Origin of the sequence: Levilinea saccharolytica, assembly GCF_001306035.1 — a bacterium.
In the GTDB taxonomy this organism is placed as follows: domain Bacteria; phylum Chloroflexota; class Anaerolineae; order Anaerolineales; family Anaerolineaceae; genus Levilinea; species Levilinea saccharolytica.
In genome coordinates, this window is sequence record NZ_LGCM01000019.1 from 54,046 (window position 1) to 73,421 (window position 19,376).

A 19,376-nucleotide genomic window follows, 5' to 3' on the forward strand; every position below is an offset into this window, starting at 1 on the left:
TGCTTCCGGAGGATTTTCAGCCATGGAAACCTGTCCAAATTGTAAAAAGGAATATGACGGTCAAAAAGCGCAGTACAACTGTCCCTACTGCGGGCGCGGCCGCTGGCTCGAAATCATCATCACCCTCCTGTTGAGCGCGGCCTGCATCGGCCTGATTGTCTTTGCCGTTCCCATGAAGATTACTTCCATCTTCTGGCGGGTCATTGTGTACATCTTCACCGTCAGCGGGGCCATCATGATCTTCCCTGGGCTTGGGGGCTTATTCAAGGGGCTGCGGGCGCGCCGTCACCCGATCGAGACGCCCTCGCAGCAGCCCGAAAATCTGACTCCAGAAGGACAGGCCCGGTTCAAAGAAGCCCAAAGGAAAGAGACTGAGGCCTATCTTCAGCCGTACTATTTCTTTTCCAGCCCAAACCCCAGCCTGATGGATGCGCTGCATACGCTCTTCCAGGCCAGGCCGCAGCCCTTCATCCACAAGGTCAGGCGCGGATCCATCCGCCCCGAAGTGCTGCTGGAGCTAAAGACTGCCTCTGCCGACCTTCCCTTCAGCGGCGAGTTTTTTGTGCTCAACCAAAGCAAAATGATGAAATCCATGACTGAGGTGGTTCACAGCATGGCCAACCAGTCCTTGGGCCACCCGGTGCACATCGTTTCCGTATCTATCGACAGAGCCGGGGGATCCTGGATGCAGGATGTGTTCAAGACGTTTACCGAAGAGGCTATGAAGCAGGGGATTATGCCGCCGCACCTGTATGTGACTGACTCCGCCAGGGATGCTGATTACTTGATCGGCATCAGCCAGCCGGGTTCCTAGCAAAAGGTTACGCACCATCTGCCCGCCGCCGTGCGCAATACCGCCACGGCGGCGGCTGCCATTACGTCCCCCTTAACTTGCATATTTACATTTGATACAAATAATGTTATATTTGTATCATGCTCAGCAGCTCCCCCACCCGCGACCGCATCCTGAAGGCTGCGCTGCACGCTTATTTGCAGCACGGGCTGAAACGCACCACCGCCGAAGATGTGGCCGCCGCCGCCGGGCTGACCCGCGTCACGGTGTACCGCTACTTTCCTGGGCGTGCCCAGCTGCTCCGCGCCGCCTTTTGGCGCTATGTGGAGATTTTGGAAGCCGCCCTGGAAAACCTGCCCCCGCAGGCCTCCCCGGATGCCGTGCTGGAGCAGATCGCGGCGGCCTTTGCGGCCCTGCCCCACGACCATTTCCCCGCCCGCCTGCACGAGCTGCAGCGACTGGAACCGGAGCTGTTTGCCGAGTTTAACGCCGCTCGCCGCGCCGCCGTCAACGCCTTGTTTGACCGTCTGCTGGAGCAGGCCCGCCAGCAAGGGCGGCTGCGGCCTGGGCTGCGTCCGGCGGTGCTGCGCGCCTATTTTCAATCGGCTGTGGTGGATGTGCTGCTGCATCCGGCGTTGGAAGATGACGCCGTTTCCGCGGCGGAGCTGTTTGCCGCGGTGAAAGAGATTTTTTTACACGGGATTCTCAAGGAGTAGAACCATGCAAAACCGGACGTTCCACCCCCTACCGGCTTTTTTTAACACCCTGCGGCTGTTCCTGAGCGGGCGGGTGCATTTCCCCCGCCAGCGGCTGGGGCAGGAAATCAGCCTGGACGGCGAGCGCTGGGTGATCTTTCGCCAGGTGATTGTGGACCCGCCGGCGGGGGCGGCGCGCGCGCCGGGGGCGGTCTTTCGCCCGCGCTTTCACATCGCCAACATGTCGGTGCAGGCCAACCAGTTGTTTTCCTGGCTGCCGATGCTCTTCATCCTCGGCCTGCCGGGTTTTCGTTCCAAGCTGTGGCTGGTGAACCCGCTGACCGGCGACTTTTCGGGTTATTACGAATGGGAGAGTGTGGAGCAGGCCGAGCGCTACGCCCAATCCTTCGCCATGCGCTTCATGACCGGGCGTTCGCTGCCAGGCTCGGTGTATTACCAGATCATCCCCCAGGTGTAGGGGTGGGGGAGGTTTATGGGGCGGGGAAGACCCCCGCCAGTTCAGTCTGTGCCAGGATGTGACCTTCCGCGGCCTGCAGCAGGTCGGCTTTGCTGGTTTTGTCGCCTAGGGTCAAACGGGTGTCCAGCGCGTACAGGCGGAACACGTAGCGGTGCGATTGGCCCGCGGGCGGGCAAGGGCCGTCGTAGCCCAATTGACGAAAGCTGTTCAGGCCTTGCTGGCTGCCGTCCGGCAGCTGCGCGCCGCGGCCCAGGCCTTCGGGCAGGCCCTGCGCCTCAGGCGGCAGGTTAAAGATCACCCAATGGTCCCACACATACCCCGCCACAGGCACCGCGTCGGGATCGTCCATCACCAGGGCCAGACTGAGCGTTCCGGCGGGCGGCGCGCCCCAGGCTAAGGCGGGGGAGCGGTCTGCGCCCAGGCAGCTGTAATCTTTGGGGATGGCGCCTTCGGGCGCAAAGGCCGGGCTGGTGAGCAGCCACTCGGCCGCCGCGGGGGCGGGAACGGTGGGGGCGCTGGTGGGCGGGATGGTGGGCATAATGGTTGGGTTGGGTTGGTTGGTGGGGGCAGACGGGGCAGCGGCGGTGGGGACGACAGCCGTGGGGGTTGGCGCGGGCGCGGCGCAGCCGCTGGCCAACAGACAGAGGGCCAACCCCAAACCCAAGAGGAAGCGGTTTGTGCAGGGTTTCATCTTTACCTCCATTGAAAACGGGTAGGGGCAGCGGGGGTCAGGCGGTCTGCACTTCTTCGCTCAGCCGCGACCATTCTTCCATGTGCTTTTCCAGATGGTGCTGAATCTGGGCGTATTCCCGCGACAGCTCATGAATGCGGCCCGCGTCGCCGCTGGGAATTTCCAACTGGCGGGCAACTTCGGTCAGGCGCTTTTCCAGGGCGGCAATTTCCCCTTCCAGGCGTTCCAGCCGCTGCTGGCGGCGTTTCAGCTCCATTTTGCTCAGCCCGCTTTCCGCGGGGCGCGGGGCGCTGACGGCCTGAGGGGCCACCGGCGCGGCCGCGGCGGCGCTTTCGGATTGGCGCGCGGCGCGGTATTCGCTGTAGCTGCCGGGGAAGACGCGCAGACTGCTTTCTTCGGGCAGCACCTCCCAGATCTGCGTGGCCAGGCCGTCAATCAAATAACGGTCGTGCGACACCAGCAGGATGGTCCCTGGGAAACTGGAGAGGATGGATTGCAGCACTTCCTGGGTGGCCAGATCGAGGTGGTTGGTAGGCTCATCCAGCAGCAGTAAATTGGAACCGCTCAGGGACAGAATAGCCAGCGCCAACCGCCCGCGTTCGCCGCCGGAGAGGGTGTCAATAGTTTTGAAAACGTCGTCGCCGGTGAACAGGAACTTGGCCAGATAGTCGCGGATTTCCGCGGGCAGCATGCCGGGGGAGGCCAGCTCAATTTCCTGCATGAGAGTCCAGTCTGGGTGCAGACCTTCGTGCGCCTGGGCAAAATAGCCGATCTTCAGGCTGGAGCCCAGCACCGCCTCGCCCCCCAGGGGCGGGATCTGCCCCAGCACGGTCTTGAGGAAGGTGGTCTTGCCCGCGCCGTTGGGGCCGATGATGGCGGCGCATTCGCCCCGCTGCAAAATCAGGTCGGGGACCTGGAAGAGGGGTTTGCCTTCGTCGGCGTAGCCCACGCTGAGCGCGTAGGTGCGCAGCACCAGATCACCGGAACGCCCGGCGGGGGACAGGCGCAGGTGCATGCTGCGGGTCTGGTAGCGCGGCATGGATTTGACTTCTTTTAACATGCGCTCCAGCCGTTTGCGGCGGCCCTGGGCCTGACGCGTGTTCTGCCCGGCGATGTTGCGGCGGATGTAGTCTTCCTCTTTTTCAATGAACGCCTGCTGCGACTCATATTCATCCAGGCGGTGCTGGTAGCGCTCTTCGCGCTGGAGCAGGTAGGCGCTGTAATTGCCGCGGAAGACTTCCAGAGAGGGGGTCATTTCCCAGATGGTGCTGGCGACCTGATCGAGGAAGTAACGGTCGTGCGACACGATCACCACGGCCCCGTCCCAGTCTTTAAAGAAACTTTCCAGCCATTCGATGGCGCTGATATCCAGGTGATTGGTGGGTTCGTCCAGCAGGAGCAGATCGGGGCCGTCCAGCAGCAGCCGCGCCAGGAATGCCCGCGTGCGCTGGCCGCCGGAAAGCTGGGTGAGCGGGCGGCGGTAGTCATTTTCGCTGAAGCCCAGGCCGGTGAGGGTCTGGCGGATGCGGGTTTCGTAGGTGTAGCCGCCCTGCTGATCGAAGACGGCCTGCAGCTTGCCGTAGGTTTCTAAGGCGGCCTCGGCGCGGCGCTCATCGCTCATTTGGGCTTCCAGGCGGGTGAGTTCAGCCTGCATCTCCAGCAGGGGGGCAAACGCGCTCAGGCATTCGTCCCACAGGCTCAAATCCGAGTCCAGGCGGGCTTCTTGGGGCAGGTAGCCGAAGCGCAGCCCGCGGGCGAAATGCACGCCGCCCGCCGAGGCTTCATCTTCGCCGATCAAAATGCGCAGCAGGGTGGTCTTTCCGACTCCGTTTGGCCCCACCAGGCCGATGCGGGCGCGGTGGGGGACGGTGAAAGACACGTCGCTGAAAATATCTTCGGCTCCGAAGGATTTGGCCAGGCCGTGGGCAGAAAGAACGGGCATACGCGCTGCGATTCTCCAGGTGATCTTGCAGGCAAAAGTATACCATGCCGCCCCGCGGCTGTCGCCCGCCGGGTGGGTTTCAATTCCTTCCCCCACGTGGCCAGGAAAAACCTGGCCATTTGGGTAGTTTTTCACAAGAAGGCTTACAAACCTCTGACATCCCACTTGCCTTTGCTATGCCCTTAAATCAACCTGTGGTAAACTGACTTCGTAATGGACGAGAAGACGCTGGTCACTCTGGAATTTCCAAAGGTGCTGGAACGGCTGGCTGCTTACGCTGCATTCAGCATTTCCGCAGAGATGGCACGCGCCTTACGCCCGACGAGCGATCTGGAAGAAGCTCTGAAACGCCAGGCCCGCACCAGCGAGGCCCGCCGCCTGTTGAGCATCAACGTGGATTTCAGCGTGGGCGGGGCGCGTGATATTCGCGCCTTGGTAGATCTGGCCCGCCGCGCCGGTGTTTTGGAAGGCAGCGACCTGCTGGATGTAAAAAACACCCTGACGGCCGCCCGCAACATGGCCCGCACCTTTGAGCGCCATGCCGCCGAATGCCCACATCTGGCCGAGGTGGCCCTGGGCCTACCGCCCCCCAGCGGAATTATTGACATCATTACCCAATCCATCTCCGACCGCGGAGATGTTTTAGATTCGGCCTCCGACCGGCTGTCCACTATCCGGCGCGAACTGAAAATTTCTTACGAACGCCTGATGAGCCGCCTGGAGCGCATGCTCAACGACCCCAACGTCTCCCCCATGCTGCAGGAAGGCATCATCACCCAGCGCAACGGCCGCTATGTGCTGCCTTTGCGGGCGGAATTTAAGGGACGGGTGCGCTCCATCATCCACGATCAGTCCGCTTCGGGCGCGACCCTGTTTGTGGAGCCGCTGGTCACGGTGGAGCTGAACAACAAACTGCACGAGATGCAGCTGGCCGAGCGCGACGAGGTGCGCCGTATTTTGGCGGATATCTCCGCGCAGATCGGTCGTCAGGCGCGGGAGATTGAGATCGTGCTGGGCGCGCTGGCCGAGATGGATTTGGCGCTGATGTGCGCCAAATATGCCGACGACCTGCGCGCCTCGGAACCGGTGCTGAACGCATCCAAACCGCGCCGCGACCACCCCGGCACCACGCTGCGCCTCTTTCAGGCGCGCCACCCCCTGCTGGACGCCAAAAAAGTGGTCTCCATTGATGTGGACCTCAACGAGCAGACCTTCGCCGTGGTCATCACCGGCCCCAACACCGGCGGCAAAACCGTCACGCTAAAAACCGTGGGGCTGCTGGCCCTCATGGCCCAATCCGGCCTGCATATCCCCGCCCAATCCGGGTCGGCCCTCTCGATCTTTGCAGATATTTTCGCCGACATCGGCGATGAACAGTCCATTGAGCAGTCGCTTTCCACCTTTTCCGGCCACATCACCAACATTGTGCGCATTTTAGGGCTGGCCGGCCCGGGCACGCTGGTGCTGCTGGACGAACTGGGCGCGGGCACCGACCCGCAGGAAGGCGCGGCCCTGGCGCGGGCGCTGCTGTCGGATCTGGTGCAGAAGCGCGTGCCCTGCCTGGTGGCCACCCACTACCCGGAACTGAAATCCTTCGCCCACAGCACACCGGGGGTGGTGAACGCCAGCATGGAATTTGACCTTCAGACCCTGCGCCCCACCTATCACCTCACCCTGGGGCTGCCGGGGCGTTCCAACGCCCTGTTGATCGCCGAGCGGCTGGGGCTGCCGGAGCGTGTGCTGCTGGAGGCCCGCGGTCAGCTGAACCCGGAGGATTTGCGCACCGAGGATTTGCTGGACGAAATCCACCAGCAGCGCGATCTGGCCCGCCAGGCGCGCACGGCCGCGGAAAAATCGCGCGGCGACGCAGAGCGGCTGCGCTCGGAACTGCAGCAGCAGCGCGAGCAGATTGAAGATGAACGCCTGAAAATTCTGGAAAAAACCCGGCGCGAGGCCGAAAAAGAAGTGGAAGCTCTGCGCCGCGAGATGGACGATTTGCGCCGCCAACTGAACCGCGCGCGCCAACCTCTCGAAGCCCTGAAACCCCTTCAGCGCAAACTGACCGACCTGGAAGACAGCGTGCAGAAGCCGGTGGAACGCCAGACCGTGGTGACAGAAACCGTCAGTTCGCGCCAGCCGCTGCGCATTGGCGAAAAGGTGCGCCTGCGCGCCCTGCAAATGGACGGGGTGGTCACGGCGGTCAGCGAGTCGGATGTGGAGGTGCAGTTGGGCGCGCTGCGGTTGCGCACGCGCCTGAGCGACATCCAGCGCAGCGGCGATACCCCCCCGGCGCCCCCCAGCCCCACGGCCGGCCGCGGCGCGCCGCGGCCCCCGGCGGCCCCCAGCAGCGGCCGTGTGCCCACCCCACCCTTGCCTTCCCCGGGCATGGAGTTGGACCTGCGTGGGCAGCGCGCTGAGGACGCCTTGGAGATGCTGCAAACCTATATTGACAATGCCTATATGACCGGCATGCCCTTCGTGCGCATCATCCACGGCAAAGGCACAGGGCGGCTGCGCCAGGTGGTGCGCGAGGCCTTGCAGGCCTCCAGCTATGTGGCCCGCTTTGAAACCGGCCAGGAGAGCGAAGGCGGCGACGGTGTGACCGTGGCCCACATGAAAGAAGATTGAAGCGGCGAAACTCACCAAGTTTTTGCGAAAATTCCCCCTTGACAGTTTAGAACAGATTTGCTAATCTATTAACGACGGTCCTCGCAGTGCGGCACTTTTCGCACCTCGCCGGTCTGACCGCCGCTTTGGGTATGATTTTCCTGCAAGAAACGCACTCTGTCCCCAAAGCGTTATAATTAAACTGATCTGGCCGGGCTGGAACCGGCTGACCGAACCGCAGATCCGGGAACTAAAGGAGGAAAGATGCCGCTTCATATTGTGATTGGCATGCAGTGGGGAGATGAGGGCAAGGGCCGTATCGTAGACTTGCTGGCTGCCGAATCGGATATCGCTGCCCGCTTTAACGGCGGGGATAACGCTGGCCATACGGTGACGGTCGGCGCGCAGACCTTTAAGCTGCATCTGATTCCCTCCGGTATGATTCACCCCCACACGATGGGCGTGATGGGCGGCGGCATGGTGATTAACCCCGCCACGCTGCTGCAGGAGATGGCCTCGCTGTACGCGAGCGGCCTGCGTGTGGATGCGCAGCGCCTGCGCATTTCTCATGCGGCCCACATCATCACCCCCGCCCACCGTGCGCTGGATGCCGCCCAGGAAGCCGCTTTGGGCGCTGGCAAAATTGGCACTACCGGCCGCGGCATTGGCCCGGCCTACACCGAGCGCGCCGCCCGCCGCGGGCTGCGCATGCAAGACATGCTCACCCCCGAAACCTTCCGACAAAAACTGATCCAGCATGTGGAAGAGGTCAACGCCCGCCTGACCCAGCTTTACCACGCCCAGCCGCTGGACGCGCAGGCCGTGGCTGCCGAATATCTGGGCTATGCCGACCAGCTGCGCGACCATATCTGCGATGTGGGCGCTGTGGTGGAAAGCGCCCTGCACGACGGGCTGCGGGTGCTGGCCGAAGGCGCCCAGGGGTCGCTGCTCGACCTGGACTGGGGCACCTACCCCTTCGTCACCAGCTCCACCACCACCGCGCTGGCGGCCATGCCCGGACTGGGCATCGGCATCACCCCCGTGGAGCGCGTCATCGGCGTGACCAAGGCTTTCCAGACCCGTGTGGGGTCGGGGCCTTTCCCCACCGAGCTGACGGATGCTACCGCCGAGGCCCTGCGCGGCACCGGCGCCCAACCCTGGGACGAATTTGGCACCACCACGGGCCGCCCGCGCCGCGTGGGCTGGCTGGATGGGGTGCTGCTGCGCTACACGGTGCGCATTAACGGCGCCACCGAATTGGTGCTCACCAAGCTGGATGTGCTCTCCGGCCTGCCTGAACTGAAACTGTGCGTGGGTTACCGCGCCCACGGCCAAACCTACGAAAACCTGCCCATGGGGCTGGCGGATCTGGAGGCCTTTGAACCCGTGTACGAGACCCTGCCGGGCTGGAAGGAAGACCTCACCGCGGCCCGCACCTGGTCGGATCTGCCCCCGGCGGCCAAGCTGTATATCCGCCGTATAGAGGAAATTTCCGGCGTGATGGTGCGTCAGGTTTCGGTGGGGCCAGAGCGCGATCAGGTCGTGGATTTATCCCAGTGAAAACGCGTTTGTGGTTCCGCGGGGTGGTGGTGATGGGCCTGGGGCTGTTGGCGGCCTGCAGTTTGACGCCGCAGCCGCCCGAGCCGCTGCCCACCCTGACCCCGCAGCCCAGTCTGACGGCCTCTCCCACGGTGGTGTGGTTCCCGCCCACGGATACGCCCACGCCCATCCCCACGCAGGAGGTGATGCCCACCCCCGATCAACGCCCCGGGCTGGGAGAGGTGCTGGCGACCGACACCTTCACCGCGCCCAGCGGCTGGCAAACCCGCGCCACCACCCTGGGCAGCATCGCCTACGGCAAAGAAGAGCTGACCCTAGCCATCCCTGGTCCCAAAACCAGCCTGATCAGCATGCGCGAGGATTTGAGCTACGAGAATTTTTATCTGGAGCTGACCGCCAGCGCCAATTTGTGCCGCGGGGCCGACGCCTACGGGCTGCTGGTGCGGGCTTCGGGGCCGTTCAACGGCTACCGCCTGCTGGCCTCGTGCGACGGGCAGCTGCGCATGGAGCGCATCCGCAACGGTCAGGCCGTGCCTTTGCAGGATTGGACCCCCTCCGGCCAGGTGCCTCCGGGCGCCCCGGGCAGTGTCCGCCTGGGAATTTGGGCCTATAATACAGAAATACGGGTGTTTGCCAACGATGTGTACCAGTTCAGCGTCAGCGACCCGGTCTGGCGCGGCGGCACCCTGGGCGTGTACGCGCGCACCGCGGCGGATTCGCCCGTTTCGGTTAATTTCACACAGTTGGAGGTGCGCAGTCTGACGGTTCAGCCCACCCTTCCCCCACCCACCCCTACCCCCACGGAGCGGCCCAAGCAAAAGGGCAGTTGAAAAAAAGACTATACCTTCCGTGAGAAGACGATTGGATCCGAACCTAACTTGATCAGCGAAAGGAAACCCAAACCATGGCTTTTCAAACCGTTATTCTTGTTGGAAATTTAGGGCGCGACCCTGAGATGCGTTATACCCCCAGCGGCGAACCGGTGACCAGCTTTTCTGTGGCGACCAGCCGCGAATACACGGGCAAAGAAGGCAAGGTCAAAGAGACCACCTGGTTCCGCATTTCGGTGTGGGGCAAGATGGCCGAAGTGTGCAACAATTACCTGCGCAAGGGCAGCAAGGTGCTGGTGGAAGGCCGCCTGACCCCTGACCCCGCCACGGGCGCCCCGCGCATTTGGACCGGCAAAGACGGCCGCCAGGGCACCTCTTATGAAGTTACCGCTTCAACGGTGCGCTTCCTCTCCTCGCGCACGGAAAGCGCCGAAGGCGGTGGTTCCTATGCGGGCGGCGGAGAAGATGCGGGCGATATGATGGTGGGTGAAGATGACATCCCCTTCTAATCCGGCCCCCGATCCGGCGGAGCCTCCGCAGATGATGCGTCTGTCGCCGGATTTACAGCCTGAATATGTCAACCTGGTGCGCATCACGCATTCCCCCGCGGAACTGGTGCTGGATTTTGCGCGCATGCTGCCTGGGATCGGTGTGCCGCCGGTGGCCGCGCGTCTGTTGATGTCGCCCACCGGCGCCAAGCTCTTTTTGCGTGCGTTGGCCGAAAATCTGGCGCGCTATGAGGCGGCTTTCGGCCCCATTCATCTGCCGGGGGAAAAATCCCTGGCGGGTGATTTGTTTGGCTCCATTCACCCGCCGCAGCCCCCCGAGGGAGACAAACCATGAGCGGTTTTGATGAAATGCAGCGTTTGAGTGAGATCACCGAGCGCGCCCACCAGGATTTTGAGGCCCGCAGCCGGGCGCGGGATGAGGCTTTGACCAACGCCCGCCAGCTCACCCGCCACGCCGCCAACACCATCCGCGCCATTCACCGCGATGAGAGCGATCTGGCCGAGGAACTGCTGTCGCAGGCGCGCGCTCTGGTGGAAACCATGAAGCGCAGTCTGGAGCCTTTTCCCAGCCTGTACTACGCGGGCTACACCCAGGACGCCATCAAAGAATTTGTGGAGGCCAGCATCACCTGCGCCCTCATTCGCCAACAGGCCCTGCCCGCGCCCGAAGAGCTGGGGGTGGAGGTGGCCACCTATTACAACGGCCTGGCCGAGGTGCCGGGGGAACTGCGCCGGCGCTGCATGGACATTCTGCGCCAGGGCTATTCCGAACAGGCGGAACGGCTGCTGTACTGCATGGATGAGATCTACACCGTGCTGGTGACGCTGGATTACGCGGACGCCATCACCAACGGGCTGCGCCGCCAGACGGATTTGGTGCGCGGCATTGTGGAGCGCACCCGCGCCGATCTGACCGTCAGCCTGCGCCAGGATTTGCTCAAGCGCTCTCTGGATGCCGTGCTGGAACGCCTGTCGGGCGAGGGTTAATGCGCACGCTGCGCGCTTCGGAATTGGGTTCGTTTTTATACTGCCGCCGCGCCTGGTGGTACCAACTGCAGGGCATTCGCTCGCAAAACCAGGCCGAACTGCAGGGCGGTACGGCTTTTCACCATGAACACGGACGCAAGGTCTTACAGGCGCAGATGCTGCGCCTGGGGGCCTGGGCGGCTTTGCTGCTGGCGCTAGTGCTGGCGGCGGTGGGGCTGACGCTTCTGGTGCTGCGGTGAGCGCGGGCGTGATTGGGGTGTTCGTTCTGGCGGCGGCGCTGCTGGCGGCGGCCGTGGTGTTCTTCATCCAGGCCGCCCGCCGCCAACGCCAAACCGGTCTGCCGGTGGGCAAGGTGGTCTATTCCGATACGGGTCTGTGGCGCGAGGTGGAAAAGCCCCTGTTCGATTCGCTGCTGGGCCTGACGGGCCGCCCCGATTACGTGGTGGACGAAAACGGCCGCCTGACGCCGGTGGAGGTCAAAAGCAGCTGGGCGCCGCCGGTTCCCTACGACAGCCACCTCTACCAACTGGCGGCCTACTGCCTGCTGGTGGAAAAAAAGACCGGGGTGCGGCCCGCCCACGGGTTTTTGCACTACCGCAACCGCACCCTGTCCATTCCCTACACTGAGGATTTGGAAACCCGCCTGCTGGATCTGCTGGCGGAGATGCGCCTGGCCGAACGGCGCGGCGCGGCGGAGCGTTCGCACGAAGACCCGGCCCGCTGCGCGCGCTGCGGCTACCGCTCCATCTGCGATCAGCGCCTGTAAGGACATGTTTCGATGGTTTTCAAGAGGGGGTAAGCTTGACGGTCTTTGTTGGGCATGTCATAATAGATCCATATTGGTAAATTCCAAGCACTTCTGAGGTTTCATGAGCATCTTGACCCTGCTGACCGACTTTGGTCTGCAGGACGGCTATGTGGGCATCATGAAGGGCGTCATCCTGCGGATTGCCCCGCAGACCACCCTGGTGGATATCACCCACGAAGTCCGTCCGCAGCAGATATTGGAAGGCGCCCTGACCCTGGAACGCAGCGTGCCCTATTTCCCCGCGGGGAGCGTGCACGTGGCGGTGGTGGACCCCGGCGTGGGCACCTCTCGCCGTCCCATCGCCGCGCAGCTGGGGGATCAAACCCTGGTCGGGCCGGATAACGGCCTGTTCACGCTCTTGATCCAGGCCGCAGAACGCGGCCAACGCCCTGTGAAAATCGTCCATCTCAACCGCCCGCGCTTTTGGCTGGCAGAGCCGAGCAATGTGTTCCACGGACGCGATATCTTTGCGCCGGTGGGGGCGCATTTGGCCCGCGGCGTTCCGCTGGAAGAGCTGGGCACCCCCATTCAAGACCCTCTGCGCCTGGAACTGCCCCTGCCCCAGCCCATTGACGGCGGCTGGCGGGCGCAGATCATCCATATTGACCGCTTCGGCAACCTGGCGGTCAATTTGCGCACCCGCCACCTGGCGGGGATGAGCAGCGTGCAGGTGCGCGTGGCTCGCCACACCATCCCGCGCCTTTCGCGCGCCTTTGGCGACGGCAAACCCGGGGAACTGGTGGCCTTGATGGACAGCTCCGGGTATCTGAGCGTGTGTCAGGTGAACGGCAGCGCCGCCGAGTATTTAAACGCGGTGGTTGGCGACTCTTTGGAAGTGATCGTAACCCGCAGCAGCACCGCGGGTTAACTTGAAATGGAGGAACGCACCCCGATTATGCCCAATGAACTCCCCCTGGTCGTTGAAGATCTTTCCTTTCGCTACCGCAGCCGTGAGGACTGGGCTATTCGCTCGATGTCTTTTTCGGTGCAGCCGGGTGAACTGCTGCTGATTGCCGGCAGCAGCGGATGCGGAAAAACCACTCTGGCCCGCGCAATCAACGGTCTCATCCCGCGCAGTTATAAGGGCGAACTCTCCGGCCGTATCCTGCTCCACGGCCAGGAATACACCCGCGCGCCGCTTTCGCGCATTTCGCAGGTGGTGGGCACCGTGCTGCAGGACCCCGAACGCCAGATTTTGGGCACGCGTGTGCTCAATGAGGTGGCCTTTGGGTTGGAAAACCTGGGCCTATCTCGCCCTGAGATTGTTGCCGCGGCGGAAGACGCCCTGAAGCGGCTGGGCATTTTGGCCCTGCGCGACCGCGAGACCTTCTACCTTTCCGGCGGTGAAAAGCAAAAAGTGGCCCTGGCGGGGGTTTTGGCCATGAAGCCCTCCATTCTGCTCCTGGATGAACCCCTGGCCAGTCTGGATCCGGCCAGCGCTCGCGAAACCCTGGCCATTGTGCGTCAGCTGGCGGATGAGGGCATGACGGTGCTCATGGTGGAACACCGCGTGGAAGATGTGATCCACATGCACCCCGACCGGGTGATGTTCCTGAAAGACGGCGAAATTCGTTATCTCGGCCCGCTGAGCGGCATGACTGAGGCGGTGGACTATCATCACATCAAGCTGCCCGCGCCGATGGTGATGGAACGCGCTGCCGCCGACCCGCCCCCCGCGCCGGTGACGCCCCAGCCCGAACGCTTCCGCACGGCTGCCGAGCAGCCCTCGGCCCCGCTGGTGCGCTTTGAAAACGTGGGCTTTGGCTATGACGACGAAGTGCGCGTGCTGAAGGGCATCAATCTGGATATCCGCCGCGGCGACATCATCGCTGTCCTAGGCCCCAACGGCGCGGGCAAGACCACCCTGGTGAAGCACGCCATCGGCCTGCTCAAACCCAAGGTGGGGCGGGTGTTGGTGGACGGGCGCGACACCCACGAGCTGAGCGTGGCGCAGATTGCCAATACCCTGGGGTATGTGTTCCAAAGCCCCAGCCACATGCTCTTTGCCCCTTCGGTTCAGGATGAGCTGGCCTTTGGTCCCACCAATATGCACCATGCCCCTGAGCAGATTGAAGCCGAGGTGCGCGAGGCCCTGGAGATTGTCCATCTGACCGGCTACGAAAAGAACCCGCCCCTGGCGCTGTCTTTTGGCCAGCAAAAACGGGTCAGCATCGCCGCCATTTTGGCCATGCGTTCGCGCATTTTGGTGATGGATGAACCCACTGCCGGGCAGGATTATAAGAATTACATGGACTTCATGGATGCCATTGTGCAAATGCCCAGCTTTGAGGCCATTTTATTCATCACCCACGATATTGACATGGCGGTGATCTACGCCAACCGCGTGCTGCTGGTGAACCAGGGCACGGTGGTGCGGGATGGGCCGCCGCAGGAGGTTTTGGCGGATGCGGAGCTGCTGCGCGGTAACCGTCTGGTGCCGACGTCATTATTGGAAGAAAACCTCAAGCATTTCCCCCAAACTGGACGGCTGCTGCGTGCAGAAGCATTGGCGCACGCGCTGCGCCCCACCGTTTAACCCGCTGCATCCTGGCGGGCATCTGTTTTGTCGAACCGGAGGAGTTATACATGAATAAGAAGTTGATTTCGGTTGTCCTTTCGTTGGTGGCAGTGCTGGCCTTCTTCGCCGCTGTGGCGCTGATCGGTCCGCTGTTCAACGAGAGCCTCAAGCTGGACGAAACGGCCCTGCTGCGCTTCGTGTTTGTGGCCGTCGGCCTGCTGATCGCCTTTGTGGTGTACTATGCCACCCGCGAACACCGCATGTGGGAAGTGGGAACCCGCGAAGTGGTCTATATGGCCATCGGTGCGGCGCTGTATGCCATCTTCTCCTATTTGTTCAACGGAACGGTCTTTGCGGTGCCTTCGGTTAGCCAGGTGGCGCTGCGCCCGGCGATCGCCATCCCCATGTTTTTCGGCTACGCCTTCGGCCCGGTGGTGGGTCTGTTCACCGGTGCGGTGGGCAACATGTTTGGCGATGCCCTGACCGGCTTTGGCCTGTCGCCGCAGTGGTCGGTGGGTAACGGCCTGGTGGGCATGATCGCTGGTTTGGTGTGGCTGTTCTCCGACAAGAAGAAGAGCATCAACACCGTATTGATCGTTTCGGCTGTGCTGGCGGCGCTGGCCACCATTGTGTACTTCCTCAACCCCACGGTTGCCAACATGACCTTCTTCGATCCCGAAAACAACATCTTCGGCGATCAGACCATCTCCCTCTTTGCGGGCCTCTCGGCGGTCATCGGCTTTGTGCTGGTGCTGGTGGTGCGCTTTGCCTTCAACAAGAACATCAACATCGCCGCGGCGGTGACCTGGGCCATGCTGGGCAATTTTGTCGGCATCGGTTTTGCTGCCATTTCGGACATCTGGATCAACGGGTTCTCACCCGCAGTGGCCATTGTGGGTGAATTCCTGCCCTCGGCTGGCCCTAACATGCTCTTTGCGGCCATCCTGGTTCCGATCCTGGTGGTGGCGTACGAGGCAGTGCAGCGTCAATCCGGACGCTAATTGGATTGAACACCCAGGGCACGGCTGCTTTTCTGGCAGCCGTGCCCGCCAAGAAAGGCTGAACCATGCTGGTGACCTGGCGCTACCGAAAACGAAAATCGCTCATCCAGAGCTTTGATCCGCGAGCCTGGCTCATTTTCTTCGCCTGTTTTCTGGCGTCCACGTTGTTCTTTTGGGATTTGCGCTACCTGACTTTCTTCCTGGGCCTGGCTCTCATCACGGTGTTCACTTCGGGCATCACCTGGAAAGAGATGAGCCGCGCCTGGATCTTCATTGGCGGATTTATTCTGTTTTTCTCTTTTCTGACCTTTCTCACCGGACGCGGCGGCATGGAGCTGTATCAAAGCGAACATTTGCTGCGTGCGCTGCGCGCGCCCTTTGCCATTTTCGGCTGGACGCCGACCCTCAATATCACCGCGGAACGGACGATGTTCAGCATCAGTATGCTGCTGCGCGTGTTCAGCATTGCCAGCATGACCATTTTGATCCCGTATTCGCTCAACCCCGGCCTGTACGGCGTCACCTTCCGCGGGCTGGGGCTGCCGGATAAGATTGCCTACGGCATGGATTTAACCATGCGCTTCATCCCCACCCTGGGGCGTGATTTTACGCAGACGATGGATGCGCAGCGCGCCCGCGGCTATGAGCTGGAGAAGCTGAGCGGCGGGCTGGCGGCGCAAATTCGCAAGTTGGCCCCGCTGGTGGTGCCGGTCACCATTCACTCGATCATCGGCAGCGAGGATATCATTGATGCGATGGATCTGCGCGCCTTTGGGGTGGGCCCGCGCACCTGGCTGGATCAGCTGCATTACCGCCGCCGCGATTACGCCTTGATGGCGTTTGGCGTGTTGGTGCTGATGGTTTCGATTGCGCTTTCGATGTGGGGTTTTGGGAAGTTCTGGGTTCCGCAGCCGCTGTTGGATCTGGCGGTGGGGATTTTGTAGGGGAGAGATGGCTTCGCTTGGCTTATAAGGACGATGGGATAAGGTGCGCTCGGGTTCATCGAGCGCATTTTTTTATCGCGCGCCGGGTAGGGTGCCGTTCGGCTTTATCGAACGCACCGCATGTTTTCAGGACGTTGGGCACGGGCAAAGCGCGCCCGTGCCCGTACCTGAGGTGCTGCTTTATCGAACGCACCGCATGGCCGGCCGTTGGTTTAACCGCCCTCTTGGCGTCCTTCGTTTGGCGGTGAAGAAACAAATATTCGAACCGCGGAGGCGCCAAGGACGCAAAGATGGGTGGGGGGGTATTCGCCTTCTTGGCGTCCTTCGCTACTTTGCGGAAGAACGTGTCTGTGAACCGCGGAGACGCGAAGGGCGCAAAGTGTATTTATTTCTATGGACGCGGTCTGCACGCCGGGTAGGCTAATACAGCCAGTTGGGGCGGAATTCGCGGGTCTTGGCGTTGGGGATCACCGCCGGAAGGCTGCCGTCCGCGTTCATGGTGAAAATCTCCATCTCCACGCTGTCGCGGTTGCTGGTAAACACAATCCGCGCGCCGTTGGGCGACCAGGCCGGTTCCATATCGGCCCCCAGGGAATTGCTGAGATTCATGGCGGCGATGCCGGAGCCGGGGCCTAAAATGGTCCCCAGGTAAATTTCCCAGTTGGGCGTGGCCGCGGTGGGGTCGAAACCCGCGAAGATCAGCACACTGCTGTTCACCGGAGAGAAATGGGGGTTGGTCTCTTCCACCAGATTATTGGTGAGGCGGGTGGGCGGGGTGACGGCCCCGCCGGAGAGAATGGGGATCACATCCAGGGTGTACAAATCCGGCTGGCCGTCGCGGTTGGACGCAAACACGATCTTGCTGCCGTCCGGCGACCAATCCGGCTGGCGGTCATTGGCGGCGTCATCCGTCAGCTTCACCGCGCTGCCCAGGCCGTCAAAGCGCACCGCGTACAGATCGGCCTGCCCGGCGTTTTCATTGCGGAAGACAATCCAATTGCCCGAAGGGGAGAAGGACGCCTGTGTGTTCTCGCCAGGGGGCAGGTTGGCCAGCAGACGCTCGTAGGTTCCGTCGCTGCGCACCAGATAAAGCTGCGTGGTGGGCGGGTCGCCGCGCCGCGATTCAAACAGCAGCCACTGTCCGTCCGGCGACCAGTCGTTCATCAGCGAATCGCTGCCTTTGCGCACGATCACCGAAGAGGAACTGCCGTCGGGCGGCATGATCAAAAGATCCAGCCAGCCGTCGGCGTTGTCATCCGCGCTGAAGGCAATGCGGTCAGCCAGGGGGGTGCGTGTGACGGTGGGCGTGGGCGTGGAGGTGACGGTGGGGGTCGCGGTGGCGGTAGAGGTGGGGGTGGGCGTGCCGTTGTTGACCGCGCCGGTGTGGGTGACCGTGGGGGTCACGGTTTGGGTGGGGGTGGCCGTCACCGTGCGGGTGAGGGTGGTGGTGGGCGTGCGCGTGATGGTGCGGGTGGGCACGCGCGTGTAGGTGCGGAAGATGAAGGGTGTGTTGGTGGGGAAGTAGCGGATGTAGAAGGTGGCTGTGGCGCTGCGCATGGGGGTGATCAGCGCGGGCGTGCCGGGAGTTCCTGGCGTCAACGAGCCGGGGGTAATGGTCATCGCCGGGCGGGGCGTGCCGGGGGGGATGGTGGGGTTTTCTTCCCCGCCGCCGGCTTCGGCGGTGAGGGTCATGGCCATGCGCGTGTAGCGTCCCGGCGTTTCCGATACCGCCCCTTCACCCGTGCTTTCGGGGGTGGGGGTCTCTTCCACTGCGCCGGTTACCGTTTCTGTCAGGGTGGTCGTGAGCGTGGCGGAGGGTTTCTTCAGCGCGCCGCTCACCAGGCGCACAGCCAGGAGGCACATCACCAGGCTGAACAGGATCATCACCAACAGCCCGCCCGCCAACAGGGCGGCGCGTTTGCGGGTCCAGGTGAACTTGGCCGGGGTGGGGGTTTCTTCGGAGGGGGCAATTTCGGGTTGTGCTTCGGGTTCCATACCTGCGCGCCTGTGAAGGGCAAGTTGAACGGCTTGCCTGAGACGATTATAACGCAAATCGGCGCCAGATCACGCCCTCCACTTTTGCCGCGGCGGCCCGGCGAGAAAAAGGTTCAGGGGCGGGGAACTTCCCCGCCCCTGGTTTCAGAACATAAAGACGGGTTCAGGCGATCTTGGTGCCGCATTCCGGGCAGAATTTGGCGCCTTTGGCGTCGGTGCCGCACTTGGGGCATTTGCCGCTGGGTTGGGCCGCTTCCTGCTTGGCGCCGCAATTGGGGCAGAATTTGGCCCCCTTGGTTTCGGTTCCGCAGGCGGGGCAGATGGCGGCGGTGGGCTGCACCATCGGTGTGCCGCAGTTGGGGCAGAATTTCGTGCCGGCGTTGGCCAGGGTGCCGTCCTGCGGGCAGCGCGCCATCTGGTTGGCGGCGGTTTGGGCGGTGTTGACGGCCGAGCGGATGTTTTCACCCATGCCCTGAAACGCTTCGCCTAACCCAAAGGCGCTGGCCAGGCCTTTAATCGCCGCCCCGGCCTGGGCGCCGCGTGATTCGGCAATTTCGTCAGTGCGCGGGCTGTCTTCCTGGCAGTAGCCAGACTGCACGTCAAAATCGGAGAGGCACACGATCCGCTGGCAAGTGGGGCATTCACGGAAATGCTGCTGCACCTGCTGCCAGGCGGCGTTTAACTGGTTGTTGTCCATTTTCATGCTGTAGCGGGGGTCTTCGCCCACCAGGTTGTTGGCCGCCACGCTGCCCACCAGGGGCACTTTGCGCAGCAGGCCGCTGACCGCCTGGCGGCCGAGGTCTTGGGCCACGGCTCCGCCAAAATTGGGTTGGCTGCGGAACTCGCGCCCGCACATGTCGCAGTAGAAGATGGCGTACGGGCCAGCCCCATCATTGCGGATGTCGTAACGGGGCATTCGTGAAAACTCGCTCATGGGATCCTCTTTTGTGGGTGGGTTGAAATTTGCCAACCAGCGAGCCGGTTGGCCACCTTGGTTATAGTGTATGCCGTCTAAAAG

General features: G+C 62.6%; 19 protein-coding genes. 15 read left to right on the forward strand and 4 right to left on the reverse strand.

Annotated features, from left to right (window positions below; genetic code table 11):
- The first annotated feature begins 22 nt into the window (after positions 1-22).
- From ADN01_RS04525 to ADN01_RS04535, 3 genes are all read left to right on the forward strand, one after another.
- Positions 23-814 carry a hypothetical protein gene (locus ADN01_RS04525; protein WP_062419998.1) on the forward strand — a complete coding sequence of 264 codons (792 nt, stop codon included), beginning with the start codon at positions 23-25 and terminating at the stop codon, positions 812-814.
- Positions 815-933: 119 nt separating this feature from the next.
- Positions 934-1,509 (forward strand): TetR/AcrR family transcriptional regulator, encoded by a 576-nt coding sequence (locus ADN01_RS04530; RefSeq protein ID WP_062419997.1) that lies wholly within the window; start codon positions 934-936, stop codon positions 1,507-1,509.
- Between the two features lie 4 nt (positions 1,510-1,513).
- Entirely contained in the window at positions 1,514-1,966 is a 453-nt protein-coding gene (locus tag ADN01_RS04535; RefSeq protein ID WP_062419996.1) for a hypothetical protein, read from the forward strand.
- A 13-nt stretch (positions 1,967-1,979) separates the two neighbouring features.
- Here ADN01_RS04535 and ADN01_RS04540 read toward each other — a convergent pair whose 3' ends face one another.
- Together ADN01_RS04540 and ADN01_RS04545 are read right to left on the reverse strand one after the other, a co-directional pair.
- A complete protein-coding gene (locus ADN01_RS04540; protein ID WP_201778632.1) occupies positions 1,980-2,657 on the reverse strand; it encodes a YbhB/YbcL family Raf kinase inhibitor-like protein in 678 nt (225 codons plus the stop codon).
- 37 nt (positions 2,658-2,694) lie between these two features.
- Positions 2,695-4,599 (reverse strand): ABC-F family ATP-binding cassette domain-containing protein, encoded by a 1,905-nt coding sequence (locus ADN01_RS04545; RefSeq protein WP_062420043.1) that lies wholly within the window; start codon positions 4,597-4,599, stop codon positions 2,695-2,697.
- Between the two features lie 213 nt (positions 4,600-4,812).
- On the opposite strand from ADN01_RS04545, the gene ADN01_RS04550 reads away from it, so the two are divergent.
- The 12 genes from ADN01_RS04550 to ADN01_RS04605 all read left to right on the forward strand — a co-directional run bounded on the left by ADN01_RS04550 (position 4,813) and on the right by ADN01_RS04605 (position 16,363).
- Positions 4,813-7,227, forward strand: coding sequence for an endonuclease MutS2 (locus ADN01_RS04550; protein ID WP_075070960.1), 2,415 nt, complete (start codon positions 4,813-4,815; stop codon positions 7,225-7,227).
- Positions 7,228-7,470: 243 nt separating this feature from the next.
- Positions 7,471-8,766, forward strand: a complete 1,296-nt coding sequence (locus tag ADN01_RS04555; RefSeq protein ID WP_062419995.1) for an adenylosuccinate synthase — start codon at positions 7,471-7,473, stop codon at positions 8,764-8,766.
- Complete coding sequence (locus tag ADN01_RS04560; RefSeq protein WP_075070961.1) at positions 8,763-9,596, forward strand: hypothetical protein; 834 nt, start codon at positions 8,763-8,765, stop codon at positions 9,594-9,596. The genes ADN01_RS04555 and ADN01_RS04560 overlap by 4 nt, the downstream gene beginning before the upstream one ends.
- A 74-nt stretch (positions 9,597-9,670) precedes the next feature.
- On the forward strand, positions 9,671-10,105 hold the full coding sequence (locus tag ADN01_RS04565; protein WP_062419992.1) for a single-stranded DNA-binding protein: 435 nt from the start codon (positions 9,671-9,673) through the stop codon (positions 10,103-10,105).
- Positions 10,089-10,439 (forward strand): DUF3467 domain-containing protein, encoded by a 351-nt coding sequence (locus ADN01_RS04570; RefSeq protein ID WP_201778633.1) that lies wholly within the window; start codon positions 10,089-10,091, stop codon positions 10,437-10,439. The genes ADN01_RS04565 and ADN01_RS04570 overlap by 17 nt, the downstream gene beginning before the upstream one ends.
- Positions 10,436-11,092, forward strand: coding sequence for a translin family protein (locus ADN01_RS04575; RefSeq protein ID WP_236690965.1), 657 nt, complete (start codon positions 10,436-10,438; stop codon positions 11,090-11,092). The genes ADN01_RS04570 and ADN01_RS04575 overlap by 4 nt, the downstream gene beginning before the upstream one ends.
- Positions 11,092-11,331, forward strand: coding sequence for a hypothetical protein (locus tag ADN01_RS04580; protein ID WP_062419990.1), 240 nt, complete (start codon positions 11,092-11,094; stop codon positions 11,329-11,331). The genes ADN01_RS04575 and ADN01_RS04580 overlap by 1 nt, the downstream gene beginning before the upstream one ends.
- Entirely contained in the window at positions 11,328-11,858 is a 531-nt protein-coding gene (gene cas4 / locus ADN01_RS04585) for a CRISPR-associated protein Cas4 (RefSeq protein WP_113918809.1), read from the forward strand. The genes ADN01_RS04580 and cas4 overlap by 4 nt, the downstream gene beginning before the upstream one ends.
- Positions 11,859-11,961: 103 nt before the next feature.
- The gene (locus ADN01_RS04590) at positions 11,962-12,768 is read left to right on the forward strand and encodes an SAM hydrolase/SAM-dependent halogenase family protein (protein ID WP_062419989.1); all 807 of its coding nucleotides are present in this window, start codon (positions 11,962-11,964) and stop codon (positions 12,766-12,768) included.
- A 27-nt stretch (positions 12,769-12,795) separates the two neighbouring features.
- Positions 12,796-14,436 (forward strand): ABC transporter ATP-binding protein, encoded by a 1,641-nt coding sequence (locus ADN01_RS04595; RefSeq protein WP_062419988.1) that lies wholly within the window; start codon positions 12,796-12,798, stop codon positions 14,434-14,436.
- A gap of 50 nt (positions 14,437-14,486) precedes the next feature.
- Positions 14,487-15,419: an ECF transporter S component gene (locus ADN01_RS04600; protein ID WP_062419987.1), complete on the forward strand. Its 933-nt coding sequence runs from the start codon at positions 14,487-14,489 to the stop codon at positions 15,417-15,419.
- A 65-nt stretch (positions 15,420-15,484) separates the two neighbouring features.
- A complete protein-coding gene (locus tag ADN01_RS04605; protein WP_062419986.1) occupies positions 15,485-16,363 on the forward strand; it encodes an energy-coupling factor transporter transmembrane component T family protein in 879 nt (292 codons plus the stop codon).
- Positions 16,364-16,783: 420 nt separating this feature from the next.
- Here the strand turns inward: ADN01_RS04605 and ADN01_RS19600 are convergent, their stop codons facing one another.
- Together ADN01_RS19600 and ADN01_RS04615 are read right to left on the reverse strand one after the other, a co-directional pair.
- Positions 16,784-18,358 (reverse strand): TolB family protein, encoded by a 1,575-nt coding sequence (locus ADN01_RS19600; RefSeq protein ID WP_075070962.1) that lies wholly within the window; start codon positions 18,356-18,358, stop codon positions 16,784-16,786.
- Positions 18,359-18,521: 163 nt separating this feature from the next.
- The gene (locus ADN01_RS04615; protein ID WP_062419977.1) at positions 18,522-19,292 is read right to left on the reverse strand and encodes a double zinc ribbon domain-containing protein; all 771 of its coding nucleotides are present in this window, start codon (positions 19,290-19,292) and stop codon (positions 18,522-18,524) included.
- Between the last annotated feature and the right edge of the window lie 84 nt (positions 19,293-19,376).

What these genes read in the sequence shown, in the direction of transcription:
- ADN01_RS04525 (WP_062419998.1), top strand. Translation starts at nt 23, where the DNA reads ATGGAAACCTGTCCAAATTGTAAAAAGGAATATGACGGTCAAAAAGCG.
- ADN01_RS04530 (WP_062419997.1), top strand. Translation starts at nt 934, where the DNA reads ATGCTCAGCAGCTCCCCCACCCGCGACCGCATCCTGAAGGCTGCGCTG.
- ADN01_RS04535 (WP_062419996.1), top strand. Translation starts at nt 1,514, where the DNA reads ATGCAAAACCGGACGTTCCACCCCCTACCGGCTTTTTTTAACACCCTG.
- ADN01_RS04540 (WP_201778632.1), bottom strand. Translation starts at nt 2,657, where the DNA reads ATGAAACCCTGCACAAACCGCTTCCTCTTGGGTTTGGGGTTGGCCCTC.
- ADN01_RS04545 (WP_062420043.1), bottom strand. Translation starts at nt 4,599, where the DNA reads ATGCCCGTTCTTTCTGCCCACGGCCTGGCCAAATCCTTCGGAGCCGAA.
- ADN01_RS04550 (WP_075070960.1), top strand. Translation starts at nt 4,813, where the DNA reads ATGGACGAGAAGACGCTGGTCACTCTGGAATTTCCAAAGGTGCTGGAA.
- ADN01_RS04555 (WP_062419995.1), top strand. Translation starts at nt 7,471, where the DNA reads ATGCCGCTTCATATTGTGATTGGCATGCAGTGGGGAGATGAGGGCAAG.
- ADN01_RS04565 (WP_062419992.1), top strand. Translation starts at nt 9,671, where the DNA reads ATGGCTTTTCAAACCGTTATTCTTGTTGGAAATTTAGGGCGCGACCCT.
- ADN01_RS04570 (WP_201778633.1), top strand. Translation starts at nt 10,089, where the DNA reads ATGACATCCCCTTCTAATCCGGCCCCCGATCCGGCGGAGCCTCCGCAG.
- ADN01_RS04575 (WP_236690965.1), top strand. Translation starts at nt 10,436, where the DNA reads ATGAGCGGTTTTGATGAAATGCAGCGTTTGAGTGAGATCACCGAGCGC.
- ADN01_RS04580 (WP_062419990.1), top strand. Translation starts at nt 11,092, where the DNA reads ATGCGCACGCTGCGCGCTTCGGAATTGGGTTCGTTTTTATACTGCCGC.
- ADN01_RS04590 (WP_062419989.1), top strand. Translation starts at nt 11,962, where the DNA reads ATGAGCATCTTGACCCTGCTGACCGACTTTGGTCTGCAGGACGGCTAT.
- ADN01_RS04595 (WP_062419988.1), top strand. Translation starts at nt 12,796, where the DNA reads ATGCCCAATGAACTCCCCCTGGTCGTTGAAGATCTTTCCTTTCGCTAC.
- ADN01_RS04600 (WP_062419987.1), top strand. Translation starts at nt 14,487, where the DNA reads ATGAATAAGAAGTTGATTTCGGTTGTCCTTTCGTTGGTGGCAGTGCTG.
- ADN01_RS04605 (WP_062419986.1), top strand. Translation starts at nt 15,485, where the DNA reads ATGCTGGTGACCTGGCGCTACCGAAAACGAAAATCGCTCATCCAGAGC.
- ADN01_RS19600 (WP_075070962.1), bottom strand. Translation starts at nt 18,358, where the DNA reads ATGGAACCCGAAGCACAACCCGAAATTGCCCCCTCCGAAGAAACCCCC.
- ADN01_RS04615 (WP_062419977.1), bottom strand. Translation starts at nt 19,292, where the DNA reads ATGAGCGAGTTTTCACGAATGCCCCGTTACGACATCCGCAATGATGGG.